This window comes from Comamonas sp. GW821-FHT11H03, assembly GCF_058807955.1.
This window is the reverse complement of record NZ_JBXARF010000001.1, coordinates 117,094-142,498: the sequence shown is the minus strand read 5'-3', so window position 1 is coordinate 142,498 and position 25,405 is coordinate 117,094. Positions and strand designations below refer to the sequence as shown.

28 protein-coding genes are annotated in these 25,405 nt (G+C 62.8%); 9 read left to right on the top strand and 19 right to left on the bottom strand.

All coding sequences use genetic code 11. The annotated features are described in order from the left end of the window. Positions 1-24: 24 nt before the first annotated feature. Positions 25-894, bottom strand: coding sequence for a 3-methyl-2-oxobutanoate hydroxymethyltransferase (gene panB, locus AC1RTQ_RS00650; RefSeq protein ID WP_302089279.1), 870 nt, complete (start codon positions 892-894; stop codon positions 25-27). Between the two features lie 202 nt (positions 895-1,096). On the opposite strand from panB, the gene AC1RTQ_RS00645 reads away from it, so the two are divergent. From AC1RTQ_RS00645 to yiaA, 6 genes are all read left to right on the top strand, one after another. Continuing rightward, positions 1,097-1,831, top strand: coding sequence for a Crp/Fnr family transcriptional regulator (locus AC1RTQ_RS00645; RefSeq protein ID WP_492873645.1), 735 nt, complete (start codon positions 1,097-1,099; stop codon positions 1,829-1,831). Positions 1,832-1,961: 130 nt separating this feature from the next. Then, complete coding sequence (locus AC1RTQ_RS00640) at positions 1,962-2,261, top strand: DUF4148 domain-containing protein (protein WP_409814710.1); 300 nt, start codon at positions 1,962-1,964, stop codon at positions 2,259-2,261. Between the two features lie 162 nt (positions 2,262-2,423). Next, positions 2,424-3,602 (top strand): aminodeoxychorismate synthase component I, encoded by a 1,179-nt coding sequence (gene pabB / locus AC1RTQ_RS00635; protein ID WP_492873643.1) that lies wholly within the window; start codon positions 2,424-2,426, stop codon positions 3,600-3,602. A gap of 2 nt (positions 3,603-3,604) precedes the next feature. Further along, a complete protein-coding gene (locus AC1RTQ_RS00630) occupies positions 3,605-4,237 on the top strand; it encodes an aminotransferase class IV (RefSeq protein ID WP_492873641.1) in 633 nt (210 codons plus the stop codon). Between the two features lie 49 nt (positions 4,238-4,286). Then, complete coding sequence (locus tag AC1RTQ_RS00625; RefSeq protein WP_492873639.1) at positions 4,287-4,859, top strand: DUF4274 domain-containing protein; 573 nt, start codon at positions 4,287-4,289, stop codon at positions 4,857-4,859. Positions 4,860-5,054: 195 nt separating this feature from the next. Further along, positions 5,055-5,573 (top strand): inner membrane protein YiaA, encoded by a 519-nt coding sequence (gene yiaA, locus AC1RTQ_RS00620; protein ID WP_492873638.1) that lies wholly within the window; start codon positions 5,055-5,057, stop codon positions 5,571-5,573. 27 nt (positions 5,574-5,600) lie between these two features. On the opposite strand, the gene AC1RTQ_RS00615 is transcribed toward yiaA, so the two are convergent. From AC1RTQ_RS00615 to panD, 3 genes are all read right to left on the bottom strand, one after another. Continuing rightward, positions 5,601-6,296 carry a tRNA-uridine aminocarboxypropyltransferase gene (locus AC1RTQ_RS00615; RefSeq protein ID WP_492873636.1) on the bottom strand — a complete coding sequence of 232 codons (696 nt, stop codon included), beginning with the start codon at positions 6,294-6,296 and terminating at the stop codon, positions 5,601-5,603. Between the two features lie 125 nt (positions 6,297-6,421). Then, a complete protein-coding gene (locus AC1RTQ_RS00610) occupies positions 6,422-6,787 on the bottom strand; it encodes a 5-carboxymethyl-2-hydroxymuconate Delta-isomerase (RefSeq protein WP_492873634.1) in 366 nt (121 codons plus the stop codon). 38 nt (positions 6,788-6,825) lie between these two features. Further along, entirely contained in the window at positions 6,826-7,206 is a 381-nt protein-coding gene (panD, locus tag AC1RTQ_RS00605; RefSeq protein ID WP_003065787.1) for an aspartate 1-decarboxylase, read from the bottom strand. A gap of 347 nt (positions 7,207-7,553) precedes the next feature. Here panD and AC1RTQ_RS00600 point away from each other — a divergent pair, with 347 nt between their 5' ends. Next, entirely contained in the window at positions 7,554-8,582 is a 1,029-nt protein-coding gene (locus AC1RTQ_RS00600; RefSeq protein ID WP_492873631.1) for a porin, read from the top strand. A gap of 162 nt (positions 8,583-8,744) precedes the next feature. Here AC1RTQ_RS00600 and AC1RTQ_RS00595 read toward each other — a convergent pair whose 3' ends face one another. The 5 genes from AC1RTQ_RS00595 to AC1RTQ_RS00575 all read right to left on the bottom strand — a co-directional run bounded on the left by AC1RTQ_RS00595 (position 8,745) and on the right by AC1RTQ_RS00575 (position 11,749). Continuing rightward, positions 8,745-9,110 (bottom strand): 6-pyruvoyl trahydropterin synthase family protein, encoded by a 366-nt coding sequence (locus tag AC1RTQ_RS00595; RefSeq protein WP_003065792.1) that lies wholly within the window; start codon positions 9,108-9,110, stop codon positions 8,745-8,747. A 153-nt stretch (positions 9,111-9,263) separates the two neighbouring features. Continuing rightward, positions 9,264-9,902 carry a 7-carboxy-7-deazaguanine synthase gene (gene queE, locus AC1RTQ_RS00590; RefSeq protein ID WP_492873629.1) on the bottom strand — a complete coding sequence of 213 codons (639 nt, stop codon included), beginning with the start codon at positions 9,900-9,902 and terminating at the stop codon, positions 9,264-9,266. Between the two features lie 136 nt (positions 9,903-10,038). Then, entirely contained in the window at positions 10,039-10,896 is an 858-nt protein-coding gene (locus AC1RTQ_RS00585; protein WP_302089288.1) for a segregation and condensation protein A, read from the bottom strand. 70 nt (positions 10,897-10,966) lie between these two features. Further along, positions 10,967-11,173, bottom strand: coding sequence for a DUF3460 family protein (locus tag AC1RTQ_RS00580; protein WP_003051953.1), 207 nt, complete (start codon positions 11,171-11,173; stop codon positions 10,967-10,969). A 117-nt stretch (positions 11,174-11,290) separates the two neighbouring features. Continuing rightward, positions 11,291-11,749: a hypothetical protein gene (locus tag AC1RTQ_RS00575; protein WP_304350568.1), complete on the bottom strand. Its 459-nt coding sequence runs from the start codon at positions 11,747-11,749 to the stop codon at positions 11,291-11,293. Between the two features lie 106 nt (positions 11,750-11,855). On the opposite strand from AC1RTQ_RS00575, the gene AC1RTQ_RS00570 reads away from it, so the two are divergent. After that, positions 11,856-12,362, top strand: a complete 507-nt coding sequence (locus AC1RTQ_RS00570) for an outer membrane protein assembly factor BamE (protein WP_302089290.1) — start codon at positions 11,856-11,858, stop codon at positions 12,360-12,362. 323 nt (positions 12,363-12,685) lie between these two features. Next, entirely contained in the window at positions 12,686-13,393 is a 708-nt protein-coding gene (locus AC1RTQ_RS00565) for a YitT family protein (protein ID WP_492873623.1), read from the top strand. Between the two features lie 167 nt (positions 13,394-13,560). Here AC1RTQ_RS00565 and soxZ read toward each other — a convergent pair whose 3' ends face one another. The 10 genes from soxZ to AC1RTQ_RS00515 form a co-directional block, all read right to left on the bottom strand. Then, the gene (soxZ, locus tag AC1RTQ_RS00560; RefSeq protein WP_302089292.1) at positions 13,561-13,890 is read right to left on the bottom strand and encodes a thiosulfate oxidation carrier complex protein SoxZ; all 330 of its coding nucleotides are present in this window, start codon (positions 13,888-13,890) and stop codon (positions 13,561-13,563) included. A gap of 186 nt (positions 13,891-14,076) precedes the next feature. Then, positions 14,077-14,583, bottom strand: coding sequence for a thiosulfate oxidation carrier protein SoxY (locus tag AC1RTQ_RS00555; protein WP_492873621.1), 507 nt, complete (start codon positions 14,581-14,583; stop codon positions 14,077-14,079). A 151-nt stretch (positions 14,584-14,734) separates the two neighbouring features. After that, positions 14,735-16,066, bottom strand: coding sequence for an NAD(P)/FAD-dependent oxidoreductase (locus AC1RTQ_RS00550; RefSeq protein ID WP_492873619.1), 1,332 nt, complete (start codon positions 16,064-16,066; stop codon positions 14,735-14,737). 188 nt (positions 16,067-16,254) lie between these two features. After that, positions 16,255-17,277: a YeeE/YedE thiosulfate transporter family protein gene (locus AC1RTQ_RS00545; RefSeq protein WP_492873618.1), complete on the bottom strand. Its 1,023-nt coding sequence runs from the start codon at positions 17,275-17,277 to the stop codon at positions 16,255-16,257. 187 nt (positions 17,278-17,464) lie between these two features. Further along, positions 17,465-18,742 carry an NAD(P)/FAD-dependent oxidoreductase gene (locus AC1RTQ_RS00540; protein ID WP_409814682.1) on the bottom strand — a complete coding sequence of 426 codons (1,278 nt, stop codon included), beginning with the start codon at positions 18,740-18,742 and terminating at the stop codon, positions 17,465-17,467. Continuing rightward, entirely contained in the window at positions 18,743-19,087 is a 345-nt protein-coding gene (locus tag AC1RTQ_RS00535; RefSeq protein WP_409814679.1) for a c-type cytochrome, read from the bottom strand. Positions 19,088-19,411: 324 nt separating this feature from the next. Beyond that, the gene (locus tag AC1RTQ_RS00530; RefSeq protein ID WP_492873615.1) at positions 19,412-19,711 is read right to left on the bottom strand and encodes a hypothetical protein; all 300 of its coding nucleotides are present in this window, start codon (positions 19,709-19,711) and stop codon (positions 19,412-19,414) included. A 169-nt stretch (positions 19,712-19,880) separates the two neighbouring features. Next, positions 19,881-22,040 (bottom strand): methionine--tRNA ligase, encoded by a 2,160-nt coding sequence (gene metG / locus AC1RTQ_RS00525; protein WP_492873613.1) that lies wholly within the window; start codon positions 22,038-22,040, stop codon positions 19,881-19,883. A 229-nt stretch (positions 22,041-22,269) separates the two neighbouring features. Next, the gene (locus tag AC1RTQ_RS00520; RefSeq protein ID WP_492873611.1) at positions 22,270-24,015 is read right to left on the bottom strand and encodes a diguanylate cyclase domain-containing protein; all 1,746 of its coding nucleotides are present in this window, start codon (positions 24,013-24,015) and stop codon (positions 22,270-22,272) included. 75 nt (positions 24,016-24,090) lie between these two features. Further along, complete coding sequence (locus AC1RTQ_RS00515; RefSeq protein ID WP_492873609.1) at positions 24,091-25,377, bottom strand: patatin-like phospholipase family protein; 1,287 nt, start codon at positions 25,375-25,377, stop codon at positions 24,091-24,093. Positions 25,378-25,405: the final 28 nt, after the last annotated feature.

Here is a 25,405-nt window from a genome sequence, read left to right as displayed (position 1 = left end):
CGTGACAAAAACAAGGACCCGGACTCACCAGGCGTGCAGCGCATTGTCGGGGAAGCTGCCATTTTTGACGGCTTGCACATAGGCTTCCATGGCACCCTTGACGCTGCCTGCATCGGCCATGAAGTTGTGCACGAACTTGGCCATCTTGCCCAGGTTCACGCCCAGCATGTCGTGCAGCACCAGAACCTGGCCTGCCGTGCCATTGCCCGCGCCAATGCCGATGGTGTGGCACAGCGGCAGCTGCTCTGTCAGCTGGGCGGACAGGGCGGCGGGCACCATCTCCAGCACCAGCATGGCGGCCCCGGCGTCCTGCAACTCCAGCGCATGCTGGCGCAGCGTGGCTGCGGCCTGCTCGTCCTTGCCCTGGACGCGGTAGCCGCCCAAGGCATGCACGGTCTGCGGCGTCAGTCCCAGATGGGCGCAGACGGGCACGCCGCGATCGACGAGAAAGCGCACGGTCGGAGCGGTCCAGCCACCGCCTTCGAGCTTGACCATATGGGCGCCGGCCTGCATCAGCTCGCAGGCACTGCGCATGGCCTGCTCGGGACTTTCGGCATAGCTGCCGTAGGGCATGTCGGCAATCACCCAGGCCGTGGCCTGGGCGCGGTGCAGGCCGCGTGTGACGCTGGCCGTGTGATAGGCCATATCCTGAAGTGTCACGCCCACGGTGCTGTGCAGGCCCTGGCAGACCATGCCCAGCGAGTCGCCGACCAGAATGCATTCCACACCGGCGGCATCGGCCACGGCGGCAAAAGTGGCGTCATAGGCCGTGAGCATGGTGATTTTTTCACCGGCCGCGCGCATCTGGGCCAGGCGCGGCAGGCTCACGGGGCGGCGCTGGGGCTGGGGCGAAGAGGGGGGAATGGTGCCGTAAGGCGTACCGGTGGCGGTCATGAGCTGTCTCCTGATATGTCTATGGCCTGGCCCCGCAGAAAAGCCTGCAGGCAAATTTGCCCGCGAGTCTATGCGATGCTGCGCTGCAGCGCCACGTGAAAAAAGGGTATGGCTGCTGTCGGCCACCTTACTATGCTGTGTGGCCACGTACTGCACGGCCCTGCGTTCTGCGGCCTTCCATTTTTTTTGTACAAGGTTGTTCATGTCCATGGTCGAGCCCCAGCTGCCGTCGGTTTCTTCACCTGTTTCAGCCGTTGCCTGGCAGGGGCTGCGCAACGTGAGCTGGCTGGAGTCGCTGTCCGACGAGAGGCTGTCCGTGCTGGCGGGCCAATGTCTGTGGCATCGGCTGGAAGCGGGGCAGGTGCTGCACGGAGCCTATACCGATGAGCGCATGTACATGCTGATCAACGGCCAGCTCAGTGTCGGCAGCTACAGCGCTGGCGGGCGGGCCATGATTCTGGGCTATCTGGAGCCCGGCTACTTTTTCGGTGCGTTCTCGCCCAAGCCTCCGGTCAGACATGTGACCGTACAGGTTCAGGCCACGCATGAAAGCCTGGTGGCATCGCTCTCCAGTGCACAGCTCGAAGCATTGATCATGAGCGATGTGCTGGTCATGCGGGCCGTGGTTCAGCGGCTCAGCGAGCTGGCCGGGATATTGGCCCGGCGCGTGGTCAGTCTGGGAACCCTCACGGTGCGCGGCCGTCTGCATGCCCAGTTGCTGGAGCGCGCGGAGATGGCGGGAGTCGAGAACGACGAGGCGCTGCTTTCCCCGGCCCCGCGCCAGAACGACCTGGCCCTGATGCTGGGCACCAGCCGCGAAGAGGTCGCGCGCGAGATGTCGCGGCTCACGCGTCTGGGCCTGCTCAGGCGCGAGGGGCGCAATCTGCGTCTTTGCCGCGTCGATGGTCTGCGGTTGCTGCTTGAAGAAGCGCATTGATTTTTTGTAATGTGAAATGAGTTTTTGCGTGAGAAAACGCACAGACGGCCCGTGAGGCCGGGCGCATAGTTCAGTCGTGCAGCACGTGGCAGGTCTTCTTTCCGCTGCTGCGCCGTTGAAAGGATTGAAAATGCGCTCCCTCACCCGTTTGTTGACCGCAGCTGTGCTGACCGCTAGCGCCGCGGTTGCCATGGCTCAAGACCTCCCCCAAAATTCCGTAACCTCCAGCAAAAGTCGTGCCGAAGTGATGGCCGACCTTGAGATGTACCAGCGTGCAGGTCTTGGCTATATGCCCACGCCTGCGGCTTATGTCGAAACAGAATTCAGCACCGAGTACCGCAAGGCTTATGCCGAATATCAGCGTCTGCTGGCCAGCCCCGCCTACACGGCTGCCGTAGCCAAGTACCAGTCGCGACTGGGCGGCAAGTAACGGAGTTCTCTCTTAGCTACCCGACAGAGGTAGCCCATTGGTGGATGCGCGCTGAGGGATTCCTTCAGCGCGTTTTTTTATGCCGGCAATGTCAGTCTGATGGATATGGCAAGTTTGATAGCATTCGGCGCATATCGATAGTGCGCTTGCAGGTGATCTGACTTGAAAACCGTTCTTGATTTCACCGCTCCCTGGCAGGCGGGTGCTGCCCGTCTGCAGCATGGCTTTGGCGAGCCCGAGCGCATATTGCAGGCCCATGCTCCCGAGGATGTGCCGGCTGTGCTGGAGGCCGTGCAGCAGGCGGCCGAACAGGGCCTGTGGTGCGTGGGCTGGCTGGCCTACGAGGCGGCCGCAGCTTTTGACCGTGCCTATGCCCAGGCCGTGCATGCGGCGGCAGCAGGCCAGCCGCTGGCCTGGTTCGGCCTGCACCGGGCGCCGCTGGCTGCCTGCGGGCAGAACCCGCCCCTGGCTTCTGCGGCAATACATTGGCAGACGGCTCTGAGCCGCGAACAGTTCGATGCCCATGTGGCGCGCATTCATGCGGCCATTGCGGCGGGCGACTGCTATCAGATCAATTACACGGCCCCTCTGTCTGCCGAGCTTGCGCTGACGCAAGACCCTGATTCTTCGGCACTGGCCCAGGCGCTGTTCGCAAGGCTGCAGCAGGCCCAGCCCGGAGGCTATGCGGCCTTGGTCGATTGCGGCGACATGCAGGTGCTGTCGCTGTCGCCGGAGCTGTTTTTCGACTGGGACGGCGAGCGGATTCTGACCCGCCCCATGAAGGGCACCGCGGCGCGCGGCAAGACCCCTGAAGCCGATGCACAGGCTGCGCAAGCCATGCGCGAATCGGCCAAGGAGCGGGCCGAGAACGTGATGATCGTGGATTTGCTGCGCAACGATCTGTCACGCATAGCCGTGCCGCACAGCGTGCAAGTGCCGCAGCTGTTTCAGGTCCAGGCTCTGCCGGCCGTCTGGCAGATGACCTCGGATGTGGTGGCACGCACGCGCTCGGATGTACGACTGGTGGATGTGTTCAGGGCGCTGTTTCCTTGCGGCTCGATTACCGGGGCGCCCAAGCGCCAGGCCATGCGCCTGATTCGTGAGCTGGAGCCCGAGCCTCGTGGCGTCTACTGCGGTGCGCTGGGCGTGGTGCGACCCGGGGCGGAGTCGGGCAGTATTCACGCAACATTCAATGTTCCCATCCGCACCGTGGTGCTCAGCAACGGGCGCCTGAGCTGCGGCATAGGCAGCGGCATCACGGCCAGCGCCAATGCGGCCGACGAATGGATGGAGTGGCAACACAAGCAGGCTTTTCTGAAGGTGCTTGAGCAAGGCGTTTGAGCATGAACACGAATTTTGAAATCCTCGAAACCCTGGCACTCAAGGATGGCCGTTGGCAGAATTGGTCCTTGCACTGGGCTCGTTTGCAAATCACTGCGCAGCATTTCCGCTATCCCCTGATGCAGATGTCACTGGAGTGCGATATGGAGCGCATGGCCAGACAGACTCATGCCATGGGCGACTGGCGCGTGCGGCTGGCGCTTTCGGTCACCGGTGAAGTGCAGATCACGGCCGAGCCCTTGCCGCCCAGTGTCCAGCCTGTCTCGCTGCAGCTGGCGCATCAACCCATTGCAAACGCGGTGGCGCATAGCGATATGGTACGTTTCAAAACCTCGGTACGTCAGCATTACGACGCTTTCAAGCCCCAGAGCGCCGGCATTTTCGATATCGTGCTTTTCAACGAGGACGGGCAGATCACCGAAGGCACACGCGGCAATATTGCCGTGCAGCTGGATGGGCGTTGGGTCACCCCGCCGCTGCAATGCGGGCTGCTGCCTGGCGTGGGGCGGGCATTGGCCCTGTCCCAGGGCAGGCTGACAGAGCAGGTGGTGACGTTGCAAGAGGCAAACCATGCCAGCGGCTGGGCCTTTATCAATAGCCTGCGTGGCTGGCTGGATGCTCGTTTGATCGCCTAGGCCTGGTTTGTTATCGTGCGGATGTTAGCAACCTGGAGGAGTCTGAGCCATGGATGACGACGACTTTGATGCCCTGTATCTGGATCTGATGAAGGAGTTCCTGGCCACTGCCACGCCCCTTCAGTGGCTGGCGGTGGTCACCACCATGAACTACGACAACGGCAGCGCGCTGCCCGACTGGATCAGCAAGCATCCCAAGCTGGAGCCGGCTGTTGCCAAGGCCTTGTACTGGTATCAGCAGCCGGGCTACTTCCAGCACTATGCTTCGCAGGACCAGGTGCCCAGCATCAACCGCTCAGGCTGGGCCCGTGTGCAGGCGCTGAGCCAGCGCTTTGAACAGGGCAATCTTGCACCCGCAACCATTGGCTGGGATCCGGCCAACGATCTGGCCTCGCCCACGGGCAATGAAAAGCATCCTGGCTATGACTGGACCAGTGAAGCCGTCAAGGGCGATGAAGCCAAATGGCAGATTCCGGCCATCATGCTGCAGGCCGTGCCCGGCGAGCAACCCGATATCTACGCCTATGTCGACGAGCATGGCTGGGAAGACGGCATGCCGCCCCATGTCCAGGAAGAGCTCAATGCGGCCATGGATGGCGATGAAGTCGAGGATGAGGACTGAGACCCAGAGCCTGCGCGCGATGGCCTGGCAATGGTTGTCGCTCAGGGCATGCAAGCATGCTTGCAGCCCAAGGCCAGCGCCTGCTGAGGAAAAACAACTCTTTGGGTATCTTCTGGCGATACCATGTAAAGAAACTCTTGGCTTGAGCGAACGGATTTTCTACTATCCGTTCACCACAACTTCTGAGACCCGCTCATGAACTCGCAAGCCATCACCAGCCACAAGCCTTCCTCCGCCTTTGTCGGCGCATCCTGGGCCGCCTTGCTGCTGGGCATCGCCGCCTTCCTGGTCGGGCTGTGGAATGCCGCCATGCAGCTCAACGAAAAAGGCTTTTACTTTGCCGTGCTGGTGCTGGGCCTGTACTCGGCCATCTCGCTGCAAAAAACCGTTCGCGACAAGCTCGAAGGCGTTGCCGTGACCGGCATTTACTTCGGCATCAGCTGGGTGGCGCTGATCATCGCGGTGCTGCTTCTGGGCGCAGGTCTCTTCAACGCCACGTTGCAGCTCAGCGAAAAAGGTTTCTATGCCATGGCTTTTGCACTGGCTCTGTTTGGTGCGATTGCCGTGCAGAAAAACACCCGCGACAGCCTGAGCGCCGACGATGGAGCCGCAGAGCGCAAGCGCAGCAAGAGCGAGCGCAGCGGCCCTGCTCTGGTGATGACCGATCCCGCCAAGGCTGCCGATGTGCCCGAGCAGGTGGCCAACAACCGCTGAGCCGGGAAGCCGTTTGACGGCTGAGCATCAGGCGCTCCTTTGGGGCGCCTGATTGCGTTGGTGCAGCTGCAGTTGCTGCGCCACAAACTGCTTGAAGACTTCATGCAGTGCTGCATTGGCTGCCCCATCTGCACTCCAGTTGTGCAGCTGTGCCAGGGCCTGGGCTGCAGCCTCGAAGCTGGAGAGCTGCCCTGGCAGATGTGCCTTGCGGATGGTGTAGCCGGAGTCCTGCACGTCGAGCAGGGGCAGGCGCGGCAGGGCTTGCAGTGCAGGGTTGAGATAGAGCATCTTGCGGCTTTTGCGCCAGGTGCCGTCGATGACCACCAGCCGAAGGCGCTCTGGCGGCTGCGGCCAGGGCAAAGGCAGGGGGCTGGCCGCAGCCAAACCCAAGGCTGCATCCTGCTCTGCGGTATCGGGGTAGAGCAGCAGGCTGTGGCGTGGCGCACTATCGGCATCGGCATCGGCATCTGCCCGGCTGGCCCATCTGCCATGCAAAGCCGCGTCCAGCTCGGTGGTATCGAATTCCTCGCCCACCATGACCCGGCTATGCGGCAGGCACAGATGCAGCAAATGCCCCGTGCCCTTGGCTTCATGCACCTCCATGGGATGCATGAGGATCAGCACTTCGACCTGATGCGCGACCGCCTGGGCCAGCGCGCAGACGCAGGTGCGCAGTGCCCGGTGACAGTGGGGGCAGCGGGGGCGAGGGTCAGGTCTGCTCATGATTCAGGAGCTGCTTGCTCTTTCGAGGTAAGGGATTGATGCGATTTTTATCTCAGACCAAGGTTCCTGAAACAAAAACGCCCGCAAGCATGGCTGCGGGCGCTGTTGCAGCAGTCGTGAAGGACTTAAAGGCGACCCTTGAAGTAGGTGGCCTTGTCCATATCGGATACGTCCACGCTCAGCTGCACCATCACATCGGCAGGCTGGGGCACCAGGCGGCGCAGGACTTCGGCAATGCCGTCCGACATCTGCTTCTTGGCCTCGGTGCTGCGTCCTGCCATCAGCTGCAGGTGCACATGGACAAAGCCACGGTTATCGGGCTGGGTGCCGATATAGACATGGTCCATGTTCAGGCGGGCAATGCGGGCCTTCACATCGGCTTCATCGAGAACGGTGGGGTGGGAGCAGACCACGGCGTTGATGTCGCGCATCAGTGCGCGCTCGTCCAGGCCGGTCAGGTTGTCGGTGTATTCAATATGCAGATGAGGCATGGAGTTCTCTCGCTCGGTGTTGGAGGCAAAAGCCGTTTTTACAGCATCTGGGTGGGCACTTTGTGGCGCAACTCGACCTGTTTGTTGCTGTCGTCCACAAAGACCAGCTGCGGCTGGTGCTCGGCCACATCGCTTTCATGAACCTGGGCGAAGGCGGCAATGATGAGCAGATCGCCCACGCTGGCCCGGCGGGCGGCCGAGCCGTTGACGGAAATCATGCCCGAGCCGCGCTCGCCCTTGATGGCGTAGGTCACAAAGCGCTCGCCGTTGTCGATATTCCAGATATGGACCTGTTCGTTCTCAGCAATGTTGGCGGCATCCAGCAGATCCTCGTCGATGGCGCAGGAGCCTTCGTAGTGCAGCTCGCATTGCGTGGTTTTGACGCGGTGGATCTTGGATTTGAGCAGGGTGCGGAACATGATTGTCTCTCTGGGGCGCTTTGCGCGTTGCTGGAATGGGGCAGGCCTGTGCTTGCGAAAAATCACACAAGTCTAAATGCGATCGGTAAAACCCATGTAGTTCATTGAGGGCATTGACAGGGAAATGCGGCACCCGCGCATTCTCGATGTCGATAGTTCTGCCAGTCGCTGCTGTAGGACGATGTGACGATCGTCGTGGTGATAGTTGTTTTGTTGCAAATTTAAGGGTTGTAACTAATGTTTCATTTTCACTTTGTCTAATGACTTCAGTCCCAGACGGGGCCCGTCCAAGGCAGGCCGTAGCCGTACTGCATGGGCTTTCTCATTTCTACAAACAAGTGAACAGCATGAAACGAACTCTTCTCGCCCTTGCCGCCCTGACCGTCTCCGCCGGTGCCCTGGCTCAATCCAGCGTTACCGTCTTTGGCGTGGCCGACGTGTCGGTGGCCCACATCTCCACGACCGGCAAAAGCGTTTCCGGTCTGGCCAACGGCGGCAACTCCAGCAGCCGTCTGGGCTTTCGCGGCGTGGAAGATCTGGGCGGCGGCCTGAAGGCAGATTTCTGGCTGGAGGGCAGCCTGAGCGTGGACGACGGCACGGCTTCCGGCTTCAAGTTCGATCGCCGCTCTACCGTCAGCCTGCTGGGCAATTTTGGTGAAGTGCGCCTGGGCCGCGACAAGACCCCTGCCTACCAGAACCTGGAGACCTTCCACGCCTTTGGTGATACCGGCATGGGCGCCATCAACGGCCATAACCTGATCAGCGGCTCGGCTGCAGGCACCTCCGAAGGCTCCAACCCCAAGCGCAACTCCAACGCCATCAGCTATCTGCTGCCCCAGCTGGGTGGCGTCTACGGTCAGCTGACGCACAGCTTTGGCGAGCAGACCGACGACCACAGCCTGGCCAGCTCCACCGGCCTGCGTCTGGGCTATGCCAACGGTCCTCTGAACATTGCTGCGGCCTACGGCATCGCACGCGGCGGCACGGCTGCCGCTGGCGTGGACTACAAGACCATGAATCTGGGCGCCTCCTACAACTTCGGCGTTGTCACTCCCATGCTGCTGATCGCGTCCGACCGCGGCAACGGCAAGCGTGTCGATCTGTACAGCCTGGGCATGAAGATGCCTCTGGGTGCCGGCGAACTGCGTGCTGCCTACACCTGGTACAAGGACAAGAAGCAAAGCGATGCGGACTCCCAGCGTCTGGCTCTGGGCTATGGCTACAAGCTGTCCAAGCGCACCGAAATCTATGCAGCCGTGGCACGCATGAGCAACGACGACAAGGCTTCCCGCAAGCTGGGTTCGTCGCTGAGCCCTACACCCGCTGTGGGCAAGAGCCTGACGGGCTACGAAATCGGCCTGCGCCACAATTTCTAAGAGCATGGGCAGCAAAGAGCTGCGGTGGCTGCTCTCTGCTGCCTGATGATCTTGCCGAGTTAGGCCTCCTGGTGGGGAAGCCGTCTGACTCTCAGCAAGCTGGCCCCGCAATAGCGGGGCCTTTTTTGTGGGTTGGGTTTGGGGCTTGTGCGGTGGCTGTCTTCAGGACAGATCGAGCACACAGCCGTCGCCGATGCTGTCGCGCCAGACACGGATGCGGCTGGGCGCAGGCTCAAGGTCGGCCAGGGCATTGGCGATGAAGAGACAGAGGTTTTCCAGCGTGGGCTTGCCCAGGCCCGGCACTTCATCGAGAAAGTGGTGGTCGAGTTGATCGCGCAGCAGCTCCAGGCGTGCGCGCAGGTGGCCGAGGTCGATGACCATGCCGTTGTCCGGATTGCGCGGGCCTCTCACGCTGACTTCGGCCCAATAGGTGTGGCCGTGAATGCGGCGGCTGCTCTCGGTCTCGATAGCGCGCTCCAGGGTATGGGCGGCATCGAAGAAAAAACGCTGGTGAACGGTGAACTGCATATCAGTGATCGGTGACGCTGAGCATTGCCTTCGGCCTTTGAGCTGGGAACGGACCCCATGGCGGACGGCCAGCAAGGGCTCGGGCCGGCCGCGCCGCCCCGCAGCAAAGGCCGTCGTCCCCCTGGGGGGAAGGCGCGCAGCGACTCAGGGGGGTCATCTAATTCCAGTGAGCTTATGGGTTTGCAGGCTCAGACGCCAGCCGGGGCGCTGCATGCATTGCTCGATACAGGCGCCAATATTGCTGCTCTGCCGGGCGTTGTCCATGGGCTGCAGAAAATAGTGCTGGAACTCGGTGCTGGCTTCAATGGCTTCCAGATCGAACGTGGGCTGAGGCCAGACCAGCTTGAGCTCCTGGCCGCTGCGCTGAATCCATTCGGCACCGGCCTTGGGGCTGATACACAGCCAGTCTATGCCTTCGGGCGCGGCCACCGTGCCGTTGCTTTCTACCGAGATGCGAAAGCCGCGCGCATGCAGGGCGGCGATCAGGGCCTGGTCGACCTGCAGCAAAGGCTCGCCGCCCGTCAGCACCACCATGCGGTGCTGGCTGTCGTTGGCAGGCCACTGGCTGAGAATGCGCTCGGCCAGCGCATCGGCGGTGGCGAACTTGCCGCCCAGGGTGCCGTCAGTGCCGACAAAATCGGTATCGCAGAACTGGCAGATGGCATTGGAGCGGTCCTGTTCACGGCCCGTCCACAGATTGCAGCCCGCAAAGCGGCAGAACACGGCAGGCATGCCGGCCTGGCCGCCTTCGCCTTGCAAGGTGTAGAAAATTTCTTTGACGCTGTATGTCATGTCGAATGTGTCGCGTCAAGGCGCGGTGGAACAAGCGGCGGCTGCGCGGCAGCCCAGGATGTGAATGTAAGCCCTTGCTGAACTTCTCGTGGGCCCTAGGGTTACAAGGCCGAGGCTTGGCAACCGGTTTCAGGCCTCACACCGGGGTGTAGGCCAGGCGCACATAAATGGGCGCATAGGCTTCGGCCTGGGTGATTTCGATCAGCGTTTCCTTGGCCAGCTCCAGCATGGCGATAAAGGTCACGACCAGCACGGTCGAGCCTTTTTCCGGATTGAAGATGCGCTCGAACTCCACAAAACGCTGGCCCTGCAGCTGCTTGAGGATCTGGCTCATGTACTCGCGTACCGACAGCTCTTCGCGCGTGATCTTGTGGCTTTGCACCAGCTTGGCGCGCTTGAGGATGTCGCGCCAGGCCGCTTGCAGCTCGCCGATTTCCACATCTGGAAAGCGCGGCTGCAGGCTTTGCTCGATATAGACCGTGGCCTTGAGAAAATCGCGCCCGAAGGTGGGTAGCTGCCCCAGCTGCTGGGCGGCCAGCTTCATCTGCTCGTATTCGAGCAGGCGGCGCACCAGCTCGGCGCGCGGGTCCTCGGCCTCCTCGCCGCCCTCCTGCTTCTTGGGCGGCAGCAGCATGCGCGACTTGATCTCGATGAGCATGGCTGCCATCAGCAGATATTCGGCTGCCAGCTCCAGATTGCGGCTGCGCACCTCGTCCACATAGGTCATGTACTGGCGCGTCACGTCCAGCATGGGGATGTCGAGGATGTTGAAGTTTTGCTTGCGGATCAGATAGAGCAGCAAGTCCAGCGGGCCTTCAAAGGCTTCGAGAAAGACTTCCAGCGCATCGGGCGGGATATAGAGATCCTGGGGCAGCGCAAACAGCGGCTCGCCGTACAGGCGTGCCAGAGCCACCTGATCGACGACCGAAGGCGACGGGTCAGGGGCATCCGGGTTCTGGCCCGGCAACAGGGTCTGCTCTTCAGCCTCGCTCATGGTCTGCTATGGATTGCCGAACCGAGCGCGCTTGATGAGTAAGCGCTGGAGGCTGATTTCATCGAAAAGATCAGGAGTGGTTGGTCTGGTACACGTAAGGCTGTTGCTCCACGCGGCCGGCGCGCAGATCTTCCCAGACTTCATAGTTCACGTCCTTGTCCCACAGCAGGGCGCGACCGGCTTGCTGCTGCTTGTCCAGCTCGGGCTTTTGCTGCTTCAGGTCGTTGATGAAGTTGGTGGTGTCGGAACGGTAGTCGGGGCGACGGAAGAAAGACATATGTGTAGAACCTCTCAGAACAGCGGATTTTAGCCCGTCGCGGGCGCAAGGCCCGCTGCGGGCCTTTAGAACGTGCTTGCGATCTCTACGCGGCGCGAGGAGATCGCAAGCACGTTCTTATAGATCCTTGAGACAGATCTGCGCGAACTCCTTGCAGTCGGCAGAGGCCAGGGGCGAATCGACGATCTTGCGCAGCACGGCTGCAAATTCGGCGGCTCCGACCGGGTTCGGGTCGCCGCGCTGAAAGTCTTCATCCACGCGCATGGTGCGGTCCAGCCAGCCTATCACCTGCACGCTGGGCTGGCGCTCCAGCGACGCCAGCAAGGCCGGGGTGTAGGCGGCCATGGGGTGCTCCTCGATCAGGCTGCCGAACGGGCCCGGGCCGCCATAGTCCAGTTCGGGATAGGTTTCGATCAGCGTCAGGATATGCGGCAGAACCTGCTCCAGTGCTGCGTCCTGCAGTGTCTCCAGGTGCTCGTAGACGGGATCGATGATCAGCCATTTGTCCTGCTGATCCCGCGCCGCCTGCGCGGCGTTGGTGAATTGGGAAAACAGTTGCTCAAGGGTTGTGCTCACTGGGGATGGCTCCGTTTTGACAAGCGTTTGCAAAAGTGGCGCGTGCGCGCGGGTGGCTTGCTGTCAGAATTCGCATTCTGTATGGCAAGCATTGTGATTCAAGTCCATGAATATTTTTTCCCGTGTGACGGCGGCCCTGGCGGCAGCTGCAATCAGCACCCTGGCGCTGCTGGGGTGCGACGAGCAGAAGATCAAGGAGCTGGAGGAAGGCCTGTCCACCGAGGCCGATGTGCGCGCAAAGTTTGGCGAGCCAGAACGCATCTGGAACGAAGAGGATGGCTCGCGCACCTTTGAGTACAACCGCCAGCCGGCCGGTGCCAGGAACTACATGATCACCATAGGCGAGGACGGCAAGATGAGTGCGCTGCGCCAGGTGCTGGCTCCGCATGTGTTTGCGAGGATCGTGCCCGGCATGGAGGAAAACGAGGTGCGCCGCATGCTGGGCAAGCCCGCCAAGATGATGACTTACAAGCTCAAGCAGGAAACCGACTGGGACTGGAACTACATCGATCCGCCCACGCGCGAGATGCAGTTCACGGTGACCTTTGGCTCCGATGGCCGGGTGCTGCGCACGCTGAACCGCGAACGCCTGCCCGACGAGTCGCGCGGCTGAGCGGCCGCCAAGCGGCCGGATCGGCTCAAAGCCCTGCCTGCGATGGTGCAGTCAGGGCTTTTTTGCATCTTGATAGACAGGCCTGCGTGCATACGTTGGTGACGGGTGTGCTGGATTGCTTCTGAATTGATAGCTTGTAGTGCTTTAACCGTGTGCGATGAAGGCCGAAAAGCTTGAAATTCTGGGTAGAGGTGCTTCCGAAATTCCCCTTCGAGATTTGTTGCGTTGCAGCAAATCATGTGCATACCGCATGAGTCCATCCGTAAAATTAAGGGGTTTCCCGGTGTTATCCGCACCGGCACGCCCCGGTCTTTATCGAGATCATGGGCATCAATCTTGCTGTCTTACCCGACATGTCCACACCGCTATCTTCCTCGGCCAGCTCTGCTCTGGCCGGCCGCATGGATGCCCCCGCTGCTGCTGCACCGGCCACTTCGGGCCTGCGCCATGGCCGCTTCGAGGACGCGCAGGCCCTGTTCACGGGCTCGCTGTTTGTCTCCATCACCATGATGCTGTTTGCGCAGGCGGGACTGCTCACAGGCAGCACGGCGGGCGTGGCCTTTTTGCTGCACTATATGACGGGACTGCCTTTCGGTGCCGTCTTCTTTGTCATCAATCTGCCGTTCTACTGGTTTGCCTGGAAGCGCATGGGCGCGGAGTTCACCGTCAAGACCTTCATCTCGGTCGCCATGCTGGCACTGATGGCCGATGTGGGCCCACGCTTCATCCATATCGACTACCTGAATCCGCTCTATGCGGCCGTGGCTGGCGGCTTGCTCATGGGATCGGGTTGCCTGTTCCTGGCACGGCATCGCTCCAGTCTTGGCGGGGCCACCATCGTCTCGCTCTATCTGCAGGACCGCTACGGCATTCGCGCCGGCAAGGTGCAGATGACGATCGACTGCACAGTGGTGCTGCTGGCGCTGGCCATCGTGCCGCTGGAGCGCGTGGCGTATTCGGTGCTTGCGGCGGTGATCATGAGCATGTTTCTGTGGATCAGCCATCGTCCAGGCCGCTACCAGGGCAACTGAGGCCTGTCATCCATGAAAAAGCCCCGCTCCGGTGCAAACCGGGCGGGGCTTTTTCATCGCAGGGCCGACCCAAGATGAAAACGCCGGAGCCGCCTAGGCCCTCTTGGAGGGGCCGCAGCCACACGTAGTAGGCAGGCGCGGGGAGCCATTTTTCATGGGGCTTGTCATCAGGCGACGCTGATCGTCTTCTGGGCACTCAGCGTCTGGCCCTGCTCGTCCTTCCACTGCATCTGCAGCTCGCCGCTTTCCCGGGCCACAAAGGTGAACTCGATATAGGGGTTCTGCGCAATCGAGATGCCTGGCTCCCAGCTGAACAGCAAGGCGTTGCCCAGCCGGGCTTCGAAACGGCTCACGATATTGCGCGGACGCACCTTGCCCGTGGCCGGGTCGGTGCGCAGGCCGCTTTCCATGACATGTTCCATCTGCGCGCGCACGCGCAGCACTTCGCCCTTCTTGGGGTTGGCATTGCTGACCCAGACGCGGGGTGGTTTACTCATCAAAGTTCCTTTCAGTTCAGGCATCCATCGTGAATGTGGATGCAGCTACGGCCCGAACCAGAAGTGGGCCTGGGCCAGCAACCGCCGCGCAAAGGCCGCCCTGCCGCGCGGGCGGTGTCCCCCTCGGCCACGCAAAGCGTGGCACAACAGAGGGGGAGGGAGCGCAGCGACTCAGGGGGGCCAGATTCACATGCCGCAGCCGCTGGCGGCCACGGTCGTCGCTTGTGTGGCAACCAGTATCTTGCCGCTTTTCATGCGTGCCAGGGCGTGCACGGTCTGCGACTGGGACAGGCGTATGCGCACCGCCGCCTCGGCCGTTCCGGCCGCCGCCGTGAACTGCATGCGGCAGGCCAGCGGCGAGGGGTTGAGTTCGGCCAGCACGATGATCTCCTCGCACCAGTCCTGCTCGGTGATGGGCAGCGTCACCTTGACCTTGACGGGAACGGCGCTGGGGTTGTCGGCCAGCACGGGAACCTCCAGCTGCAGGCCTTCGGCCAGGCCGGGCTTGCCGCCCGTGAATTGCTCCATGTTCTTCCTGAACTCGGCCGGGTTCGGGGCCAGCGGCCCGACCAGCGAAGGCTTGGCCGCGCTGCTGGCCTGGGCCTGGGCCAGGGCCGAGACGGGAAGTGCCAGAGCGGCCCCAGCCGCCGCCGCCCCCAGCACCAGACTTCTACGGGAGGTGTGCTTGAACATTGCTTTTCTTCAATCCAATCAACAGAACTTCAAAACTCGCGCCAGCTTCAGGCCGCAGACGCCGAGCAAGAGCCGCCTCGCGGCGGGAGCGCCTAGCTGAGGGCGTCGCCCCCCTGGGGGGCAAGCCGCGTCAGTGGCTCAGGGGGAATGGTTAGATCCCCAGGAAATCTCCGAACTTGCCGTTGATCCAGGCAAAGTCTTCCTGGACCAGATCGGAGGTGCGCACATCCATGTCGATCTGGGTCTGGTTGACCTGGCCGCTGGCGTCCACCTCGTATTCGAACTTCACCGAAATTTCCTCCTGAGGGTCGCCGTTGACCATCATGTAGCAGAGGTTGTCGGGCAACCGGGCCACGACCTCCTTGCCGGCCACGCGCTCGGCAATGTTCCGGGCCACGATCTTGCCGACGTAATTGGCCACATGGCCGCTCTTGGGGTAGTGGCCGAACTGGGGCGAGATCGCGCCCATCAGATCGCCGACGAAATACACGCGGTCATCGCTTCTGGCGTGGAACAGGCGGTTGTGCATATCGGCCCAGCCCGTGGGCTTGCCGGTGGCCGCATCCTTGCCGATCAGATCGGCCTTCCAGACCATGTCGGCCGCCTGGTGGGGCGGCATGAGGATGGCATCGTCAAACTTGAAGTCGCCCGCGGCGGTCTTGATCTGCTTGTTGAAGGGGTCCACCTCCCTGACGCCGGCATTGGGCACATGGGTGATGATGTCTGCGTACAGCTCCTCGAAGGCCTGCTTGTAGCCCACGCCGATAGGGGCGATCTTGGGCTTGGGGTCGAGGATCAGGATCTTGCCGGGAATCTTGTTCTTCTTGATATGCCAGGCGATCAGGCAGGCGCGCTCATAGGGAGAGGGCGGGCAGCGATGCGGCGGAGGCGGCAGCGTCATCACCAGCGTGCCGCCCTTGAAGTTCTTGACCTTGCTCTTGAGCGAGAGCATTTCCTGATTCGGAATATAGGCGTTGGGAAAGTGGGTGCGCGTGTATTCGATGGCGCGCTGGTCGTTGCCGAACCAGGCCTCGTAGTCGTTGCGAATGCCGCCCGAGAGAATCAGGAAGTCATACTCGATCAGGCCATGGGCCGTGCGCACCAGCTTCTTGTCGCGCTCGAAACCGGTGACTTCGGTCTGCAGCAGCGTGTAGCCGTATTTGTTGGCCGGGTGCAGCATGTCGCGGTTCACGAAGTCCGTGCCGACTATGTCCACCAGCCACTTGTTGCTCATGGGGCCGGACCAGAAGGTCGGATTGCGCTCCAGCAGCACGACATCGGAAGCCGGAATCAGCTCGCGCAGATAGCGCGCTGCCGTGAGGCCGCCCCAGCCGCCGCCGCAGATCACGATGCGCGGCCCCTTGCCCTTGCGCGGCAGGATGGGCGACTGGCTGCTGATGATGGCGGGTGCAGCCATTGCCGGGCCGGCAGCGGCACCCAGAGCGAGTGCGGGCGGAGTCCAGAGGAAATGGCGACGTTGCATGAGCATTGTTCCTGTCATGGAAATGGGGCCTGATCAAGGCCTCGGATTCGGGGAAGGGGGAAGCAAGCTTGGGCGCAGCGCGATGGGATTGCCTCTCAGCCGACACGCGGCACAAGCAGAGCTGGTGGCTGGAGATTCTAGGATCAGGCCCTGATCCGGAACTGGTGAATACCCAAGCGAAGCCAGCGCTATTGCTGGCGCAGCAGGCGCAGGCTGAGAAGCGCTCCGAGCAGGATGCCGGCAACGGCCGCAAAGCTGGCCAGCGACAGCGTGGACAGCCCGCTCAGCCCCTGGCCGATGGAGCAGCCTGCGGCCAGCACGCCGCCAACGCCCATCAGCAGGCCGCCACCGGCGCTGGCAGCCAGGCGGCTGGTGGAGTCAAAGCCTTCCCAGCGCGCCGTGCGGCTGCCAAGGGCTGCGAGAAATGCGCCGGCGAGCACGCCCGCCGTCAGCGCCAGGCCTATGCCGGGATCGCGTCCCACGGACAGTTGCAGATAGAGCAGGGTCTCGGCAATCGGCCCGATAAAACTCAGCGAGGTGAGTCTGGCCGGCTCGAACTCATCGACTCCGATATGCGCAGTCAGCCACCAGCCGGCAGCCACCAGCAGGCCTATGAGCACCGCACCGGCCCACTGCAAGCGGCTTTGGCGCAGGCCGGGAAGCAGCAGGGCGTAGGCCAGCAGCAGCAAGGCCAGCCCAAGCGTCAGCAGCCATGCGTTCACGGAAGACAGATAGGCGGGCAAGGTGGCATGAGCCAGCGTGAGGGGGCCAAGGGCCTGAAGCCAAAGGCGCACAGGCGTCAGCACACCGGTCATGGCCAGTTGCGCGCCCAGCGCCAGAAACACGACGGTGACCAGGCAGCGCAGATTGCCCCCTGCCAGCAGCACCAGAGAGCGTGCTCCGCAGGCGCGGGCCAGCACCATGCCGATGCCGAACAGCCAACCGCCAATCAGCACGCCAGCCATGGAAAAGCTGGGCCGCGCAATGGCGGCCTGGCCCAGATCAAGCATTCCAAGAGCCTGCAGCCCCTGCGAGGCCAGCAAGGCCACGGCCAATGCCAGGGCAAAGGCCTGCAATGCAGGCGCCTGGCCGGGCGCGGCTTGCGCATCCAGCCCCATTTGCTGGCGCAGCCCGCGCAGCAGACAGAAACGCCCCAGCCGCGCGGCGACGCCGAAGGCCATGCCCAGCAAAAAAACAGACCACAACAACATATCGATGACTCAAGCAAGGCAAGCGGCAGCGCCGCCTTGAAATACGGCTGCTGCCGGCTTGGGACGCGCTGGGGAGGGCGACCAGGCAAGGGCCGCCCCGCAGCAAAGTCGGCGTTCCCCTTCCCCCAAGCGAAGCGCCACGAGAGAAGGGGGAAGGCGCGTCAGCGCCTCAGGGGGAAGCCTCTATTCACCCACCCCAGATATCCGCGCTGATGGACTTGTACCAGGCTGCGCCGTAGTCGGCCTCGGCCTTGCGGAAGGCGGCATCGCCGTTCATGGGGCTCACGCCGCCGGAGTCGGGCACCTCGATCAGCTTGCCCGCCGCCGAGCGGTAGACGCCGGCCACGGAGATGCCGTAGTCGGTGCCGATCAGGCTGTAGCAGGTGTTGGCAAAGGCCGCCGCAGGCAGGGGGCTGCCGCTCAGTTCGGCGGCAATCGCGGCAGCGGCCACCTTGCCTTGCGTATTGGCGGCAAAGCCCGACTTGGGCATGGGCGCGGCAATCGTGGCGTCGCCCAGCACATAGACATGCTGGAGCTGGGTGGATTCAAAGGATTCTGGCTTGACGGGCACCCAGCCGCTGGCGTTGGTCACGCCGGCGCGGTCGGCGATAAAGCCGGCCTTCTGGGGCGGGATGACGTTGAGCACATCGGCCTTGTGTTTGGTGCCGAATGCGGTTTCCACCTCCAGGTTCTTGGCATCCACGCGCGTGACCTTGCCGTCATCGGCCTGCTTGACCCATTCGATCATGTCGCCGTAGAGTGCCTTCCAGCCCTGAATGAACAGACCTTGCTTGGAGAAGGCATCCTTGTCGTCCAGCAGCAGAATCTTGGACTTCGGCTTGTGCTGCTTGAGGTAGTGGGCCACCATGGCTGCGCGCTCGTAGGGGCCGGGCGGGCAGCGGAAGGGGTTGGCAGGAATGACCATCACGAACTTGCCGCCATCGGGCATGGCTTGGAGCTGCTTCTTGAGCAACTGGGTCTGCGCTCCGGCCTTCCAGGCATGGGGGGCGAGCTGCGCGGCTGCCTCGTCATAGCCCTCCAGTGCATTCCAGCGCATGTCGATGCCGGGCGAGAGCACCAGCTTGTCATAGCTCAGCGCCTGACCGTTGGACAGCAGCACGCGCCTGGAGTCGCTCAGGACTTGGTCGGCCCGTGCGTGGACCACGTTCACGCCGGCCTTGCGCAGACCGCCGTAGCCGTGGCCAATGCTGTCCCAGCTGCGCAGGCCGGCCAGGTACAGATTGGAGAAGGGGCAGGTATAGAAGCGCTCGGCCGGCTCCACCAGCGTGACCTGGATATGCGGCGCGAACTGGCGCAGATAGCGCGCGGCCGTGGCTCCGCCAAAGCCGCCGCCGATCACGACCACATGGGCCGAGGCTGCCTTGGCCTGCACGATGGCGGGCATGGCGAAGCTGGCTGCGCCGGCGGCGGCACCGCCGAGAATTTGACGACGATTGATCTGCATTTACGGGCCCTTCTTGCTGAACCACTGGGCCAGCGCTTTGAGTTGCTCATCGTCGTAGCCCTTGGCCAGACGGGTCATGACGGTGGCGTCCTTGGCGGTGCCGGCCTTGAAGGCCTGCAGGCGCTGCAGCAGATGGGCCTCAGGCAGGCCGCGCAGCTGGGGAATGACGCCCGTGGAGCGGCCGTCCGGGCCGTGGCAGTTGGCGCAGCTGGCGGCCAGCACGGCCACATCCTGCACACGCAAGGAGGTGGCGGCAGAGCTGGCCAGGCCGGGCAGCGGCGCTGCCAGGGCAAAAGCCAGCCATAGCGCAGAGCGCGCTGAAGTGAGCAAGGGGTTCGATCGCATGGGGCCTCCCGTTGTCCCCACGCAAGGCCGCGCGGGGGATTTATGACTTCAATGCCTAGATGCGCGCGGCCTTTGTTATGTGTGGCGAATGTCGAGCATTCTTCTGAGCAGGGGCGGAGCAGGCAGAGCTGATGGAGTCGGATTCTAGAAAGTGGACCGGTCCTGACAAGCTCAATATCCCGGTGGTGTAACAGGAAGTTATTGGTTATTTAGTTATGCGCTGCGCTTGTGCTTGCGGGCGCGCGCCAGGGCATGAAAAAACCGTATTGTGCTATCTAATGTGTAGCACAAGGCGTTTTTCCGTGAACCGATGCGGGCGGTTTGTCAGTATTGCAGCGGCAGCCCTTCAGAGGGCGCGGCAGGTGTGGGGCTGGCGGTCGTTGCCGGCATTTCTGCCGTTGCGGCAGCGGTGGCCGACGGATCGCGGTAGCGAATATTCACGCCGCTGGTATCGGGCGGGGCCTCATCCATCAAGGCATCAGCGGCCTTGCCCACGCCCTTGCCCACGATCTTGGCCGTGCCGATGGCGGCATCGGCGGCCAGGCCCACAGCCCAGCCGTCACGCTGATGGCGGTGCCGGTGACGGCGATCACGGTGCAGCCCGAGAGCGCCAGGCTGAAGCATAAAGCCCCCAGGGCCGGGAAGCGCGGGGGCTTGCGGAGCATGCAAAGGGCAGAGCTCAGCTCGGGGGCAGCGAGCAAGGGCCTAAGGCGGCCCCGCCGCCCCGCCGCGAGGCTGTCGTCCCCCCGGGGGGAAGGCGCCGAAGGCGACTCAGGGGGGGTCATAGGTGGGATCAATGAATCCGCATGCCGGGCATGGCGCCGGGGAAGGGCTCCAGCACATAGATGCCGGGGTGGGTCTTTTCGTCGGCGTGGCTGGCGGCCAGCACCATGCCTTCGGACAGGCCGAACTTCATCTTGCGCGGTGCCAGATTGGCCACCATCACCGTCAGCTTGCCCTGCAGTTGCTCAGGCTGGTACATGCTGCTGATGCCGCTGAACACATTGCGGGTCCTGGGCTGGCCGTTCTCGTCCTTCTCGCCCACGTCCAGCGTCAGCTGCAGCAGCTTGGTCGAGCCTTCCACCGCCCTGCATTCCAGAATCCTGGCGATGCGCAGATCGACCTTGGCAAAGTCGTCGATGCCGATGGTCTCGGCCAGCGGCTCGCCGCCGGGGGCATTGGGGTCGATCACGGGCTCGGCCTTCTTGGCGGCCTTTTTCTCGGCCTTGGCGGGTTCGGCAGCAGGGGCGGCCTGGCCCGAACCTGCAGAAGATGGCGCTTCGAACAGGGCTTCGAGCTGCTTGGGATCGACACGCTGCATCAGGTGCTGGTAGATGCCGATCTGGTGGCCTGCTCCCAGGGGCTTGACCACGTCGGCAAAGCTCTCGGGCGGCACGATGAGGAAGTTGGCGACTTCTGCGGCCACGCCGGGCAGGATGGGGCTCAGGTAGATGGTCAGGATGCGGAAGGCTTCGATGCAGGTCGTGCACACATCGTGCAGGCGGGCATCCATGCCTTCCTTCTTGGCCAGCTCCCAGGGCTTGTTGGCGTCCACATAGCTGTTGACCTTGTCGCACAGCAGCATGATCTCGCGCGCAGCGCGGGCCGAGTCGCGGCCTTCGTAGGCGGCGACGATGGCGGCTTGCTGCTCGCGCAGCGCGGCCAGCAGGGTCTGGCCGTCTTCGCTGACCACGCCCAGCTTGCCGTCAAAGCGCTTGCTGATGAAGCCTGCGGCGCGCGAAGCGATGTTGACGTACTTGCCGATCAGGTCGGAGTTGACGCGCAGCATGAAGTCTTCGGGATTGAAGTCGATGTCTTCGTTCTTGCCGTTGAGCTTGGCGCCCAGGTAGTAGCGCAGCCACTCGGGGTTCATCTTGAGCGACAGGTACTTGAGCGGGTCGAGGCCGGTGCCGCGGCTCTTGCTCATCTTCTCGCCGTTGTTCACGGTCATGAAGCCGTGCACGCAGATCCTGGTCGGCGTCTTGCGGCCGCTGAACTTGAGCATCGCAGGCCAGAACAGCGTGTGGAAGGTGATGATGTCCTTGCCGATGAAGTGGTACTGCTCCAGAGCGGGGTCGGCCATATAGGCCTCGTAGTCCTCGCCGCGCTTGTTGAGCAGTTCCTTGAGCGATGCCAGATAGCCCACGGGTGCATCCAGCCAGACATAGAAGTACTTGCCCGGAGCATCGGGAATCTCGATGCCGAAATAAGGCGCGTCGCGGCTGATGTCCCAGTCGTCCAGGCCTTCGCTGGTCGAGCCGTCGGGGTTGGTGCGCACGCCGAACCATTCCTTGATCTTGGCCGCCACTTCGGGCTGCACATGCTTGCCGTTCTGCGTCCACTCGGTCAGGAACTCCACGGCGCGCGGGTCCGAGAGCTTGAAGAAGAAATGCTCGGACGACTTCATCACCGGCGTGGCACCCGACAGGGCCGAGAACGGGTTGATGAGGTCGGTGGGCGCGTAGACCGAGCTGCAGACTTCGCAGTTGTCGCCGTACTGGTCCTTGGCGTGGCAGCGCGGGCATTCGCCCTTGATGAAGCGGTCGGGCAGGAACATGTTCTTCTCGGGGTCGAAGAACTGCTCGATGGTGCGGGTTTCGATGAAGCCGGCCTTCTTCAGGTCCAGATAGATCTGCTTGGACAGCTCGTGGTTTTCGGCGCTGTCGGTGTTGCTCCAGTTGTCGAAGGCGATGTGGAAGCCGTCGAGGTACTGCTTGCGGCCGGCGGCGATGTCGGCCACGAACTGCTGGGGCGTCTTGCCGGCCTTTTCGGCGGCAATCATGATGGGCGCGCCGTGGGCGTCGTCGGCGCCCACGAAGTTGACCGCATTGCCCTGCATTCGCTGCGCACGCACCCAGGTGTCGGCCTGGATGTATTCCATGATGTGGCCGATGTGGAAGTTGCCGTTGGCGTACGGCAGGGCGGTGGTGACGAATAGTTTGCGTGCGGTCATGAGGGAACAGCTTTCACAGAGAACCCGCCATTCTAGAAGGGCTTGGCTCCAGGCTGCGGGCGCGGGTTTTGCGGCAGCGCCCGCCGAGATCGTTCGGCAACGATGGTTGCTTTGTTTTTTGTAGCTAGTTGCGCATTCTGTATATTGTTTTCAGTATAAAAACAATGTTAATTGTATATATGTAAAGCGTTAGTAGCTCCTGAATTAGAAGCGATAACCGAATCTGCGCTCAGCCGACCGAAGGCTTCTTGTTGCGATACATATCCTGGTCGGCCACCTTGAGCAGGCTTTGTGCATCCTGGGCGTCTCTGGGATACAGGGCCTGCCCCACGGATGCGCCCACGGTCACGGCTTCGCCCTCGGGAATGCCTTGCAGCGTGCTCAGCGGCTGTTGCAGCGCATGCTCTATCTTCAGGCGCACGGCCTGAACCTGATCCTCGTCGCTGACGCCGCGCAGGATGAGGATGAACTCGTCACCGCCCAGGCGGGCAACGACATCGTCGGGGCGCAGCAGATTGCGCAGGCGCAGGCTGATCTCGGCCAGTGCCAGATCGCCGTTGTCATGGCCCCAGCGGTCATTGAGCGGCTTGAAGCGGTCCAGGTCCACAAACAGCAGGGCAAATGGGGCGGCCATGCTCTGGCCGGGCAGGGGGCGGGTGAGTGTGGTCAGAATATGCTGCAGTGCGCTGCGGTTGCTGGCTCCGGTCAGTGGATCGGTAAACAGGCTGTGGCGCATGCGGTGGAAATTGTGGGCCAGCTCACCAATTTCATCGCGGCGCTGCACTTCGATCGGCGTGTCTATTTCGCCCTGACCCACGCTGCGTACGGCGCGGGTCAGCGAACGCATATCGTTGGCCACGGCGCCGAAGATGCGGGTGCCGATGACGACGGCCACGACCAGGGCCAGCAAGCCCAGGCTGCCCACCAGGGCCATATGGCGGTAGACGCCGGCCAGCATGTCCTTGTGTGGTACGGCCACCACGGCCATCCAGTCCTGACCGGCTCCATTGCTCAGACGCCGATAGGCAATGCGAATAGGGTTGTGCCTGTCATCTTCGAGCAGGGCCGTGCCGAGGGCGTCGCTGGACAGCGAGGACTGGAAGGCACCCTGGATTTTGTCGTACACCGCCTGAATCAGCGGGTCCTGGCTGTTGGTGGCGGTCATGCGCTCCAGCTTGCCGTCTTCGCGCCGGTGGATGTTGGGCATGCCGGTGGCGGCGATCAGGGAGCCGTCGGCCTCGATGATGAAGGCGCGGCCATGTTCGCTCAGGTGCAGCTGGTTGACGAATTCGTTGAGCGCGTGCAGCGAAATATCGGTGGCAACCACACCCTCGAGACGGCCCTTGCTGGAGAGAATGCGGCGTGCGCGCGTGAGCACCAGGTCCTTGGCACTGAAGTCGATATAGGCCGGAGTCCAGATCACATCGGCCGACTGCGCCGCAAGCTTGAACCAGGGGCGCTGGCGCGGCTCGAACAGATTGGTTTCGGTGGATTCGTAGATCGGCTTGGCATGCATGCCGGCGACCTTGAAGTAGCTGCGGTGCTCCCCGGGCTGAGTCTTGAGGCGCAGCTGGCCCAGTTCTGGGGCCACTCGCTTCAGCGCAATGCCCTGGCCCGCGATATTGGCGTAGTACACATAGTCATTGGGCTGGGTATGCAGCGAGGTCGCCACCCACAGCCGGGAGATCAGGTCGGGAATATGTTCGCGGATATCGGCTGCTACGGGCTGGCCGCTGGGGAACGCAGCTTCCAGCACGGCGCTGGAGGGGGACAGGTGGCGATCCACGATCAGCGCGATACGCTCGGCTTTCTCTTCCATCACCTGCCCGGACAAGGCGGACACCGTGTTGCTGCCGGTCCAGTACCAGAGCATGCCCAGGGCCGATGTCAGCAGCGCAATCAGGGCAACAAAAGGCAGGATCAGCGAAAGCTTGAGCGATTTGGAAGCGCGGATGGGCTGTGGGGATGGAGTCACTAGGCGGCTGTCGCAAAGATGATGAAGATCGTGCAAAGTGTCTCACGCATCATTTGCCGGCCTTCTTTCGCATCATCAACATTTGTTACATTCTTGAGGCCAACCCAGGAAGGCGCACAGCTCCTCACTTCGGGCCAGCGCGTCTTTGCGGCCCAGTGCTATCAGTTCACGGGTATAGCCTTGCTCAAACAGCAGGTAGCTGGCCAGCGCGCCATCGCGCATGGGGTTGCCCGTGTCGGCGCGCACGCCCAGCGTGGCCAGCAGGGTGCGCACCGGCCGCGGCAGCTTGTCGATGTGGCGCGTGGCAATATCGTCGATGCGCTCGCTGGGGGTGATGGCCAGTACCTCGATAGGGCGCAGCCGGCTGTGGATGCGCTCGGCCGGAGAAATCAGGCTCAGCGTCTGATTGATGCGTTCGGCACGCTCTATGTCCACAGCCAGCGTGTCCAGAAAAATGCTGGACAGCGCGTGCCCGGCCACCTGGGCCAGAGTGGGATAGCTGGCATCGACCTGCGGCTGGCTGCTCACAGGCTCGTGGCGTCTGCCCGCGCCGACGACCAGCAGTTTGCTGGCACCGAGATGAATCGCTGGTGCCAGGGGCGCAGTCTGGCGCATGGATCCGTCGCCGAAATGTTCGAGATGTCCGTCCATGGGCAGCGGCATGGCGGGAAAGATGAAGGGCAGGGCTGACGAGGCCAGCAGGTGGTCGGCGCTCAGCAGGGTCTGCACGGCCTTGCGCTGGTCGCGCACCCAGGGGCTCAGGGCCTCGCGGGTCTGAAAGAAAGTGATGTGCTGACCGCTGCTGTAGCTGGATGCGGTAATGGCAAGGGCGTGCAGATGACCGCTGTCGATGAGTTGTGGAATGCGCTCGAAGGGCATGAGGCTGCTGTTCATCAGGGTCTTGAGCGGAGCATTGTCCAGCAGCGAGCGCGGGCGCATGCGGCTCCAGCGGGCCAGCGCCCAGCCCAGCGACAACAGCGTCAGCCAGCGTGCGCCGCTGCGCAGCACGCTGAGCGAGTCGGCCTTGTAGATTTGCTCGGTATGCATATGGCCCCAGACATGCAGCATGCGCCGCACTGCGCTGTCAAAGGCATCGGCATGGCAAGCCAGGGCTGCGACATTGATGGCGCCTGCCGATGTGCCTGCAAGCACTGGAAAGGGATTGGGGCCATGCTGCAGACCGCGAGCGCGGCGCAGCTCGGCGATGGCGGCCAGCACGCCGACCTGGTAGGCAGCCCGGGCGCCGCCGCCGCTGAGCAACAGGCCGGTCTGCCCGATGCTGGAGCTAGGGCCTGCGGAGCTCTGCCGCTGTGCTTCGGCCAGACTGGGAGGGAGGGTGGGAGAGAATTTCACTGCCGCCATGGCTGCAGTGTGCCCGGATTGCGCTGTG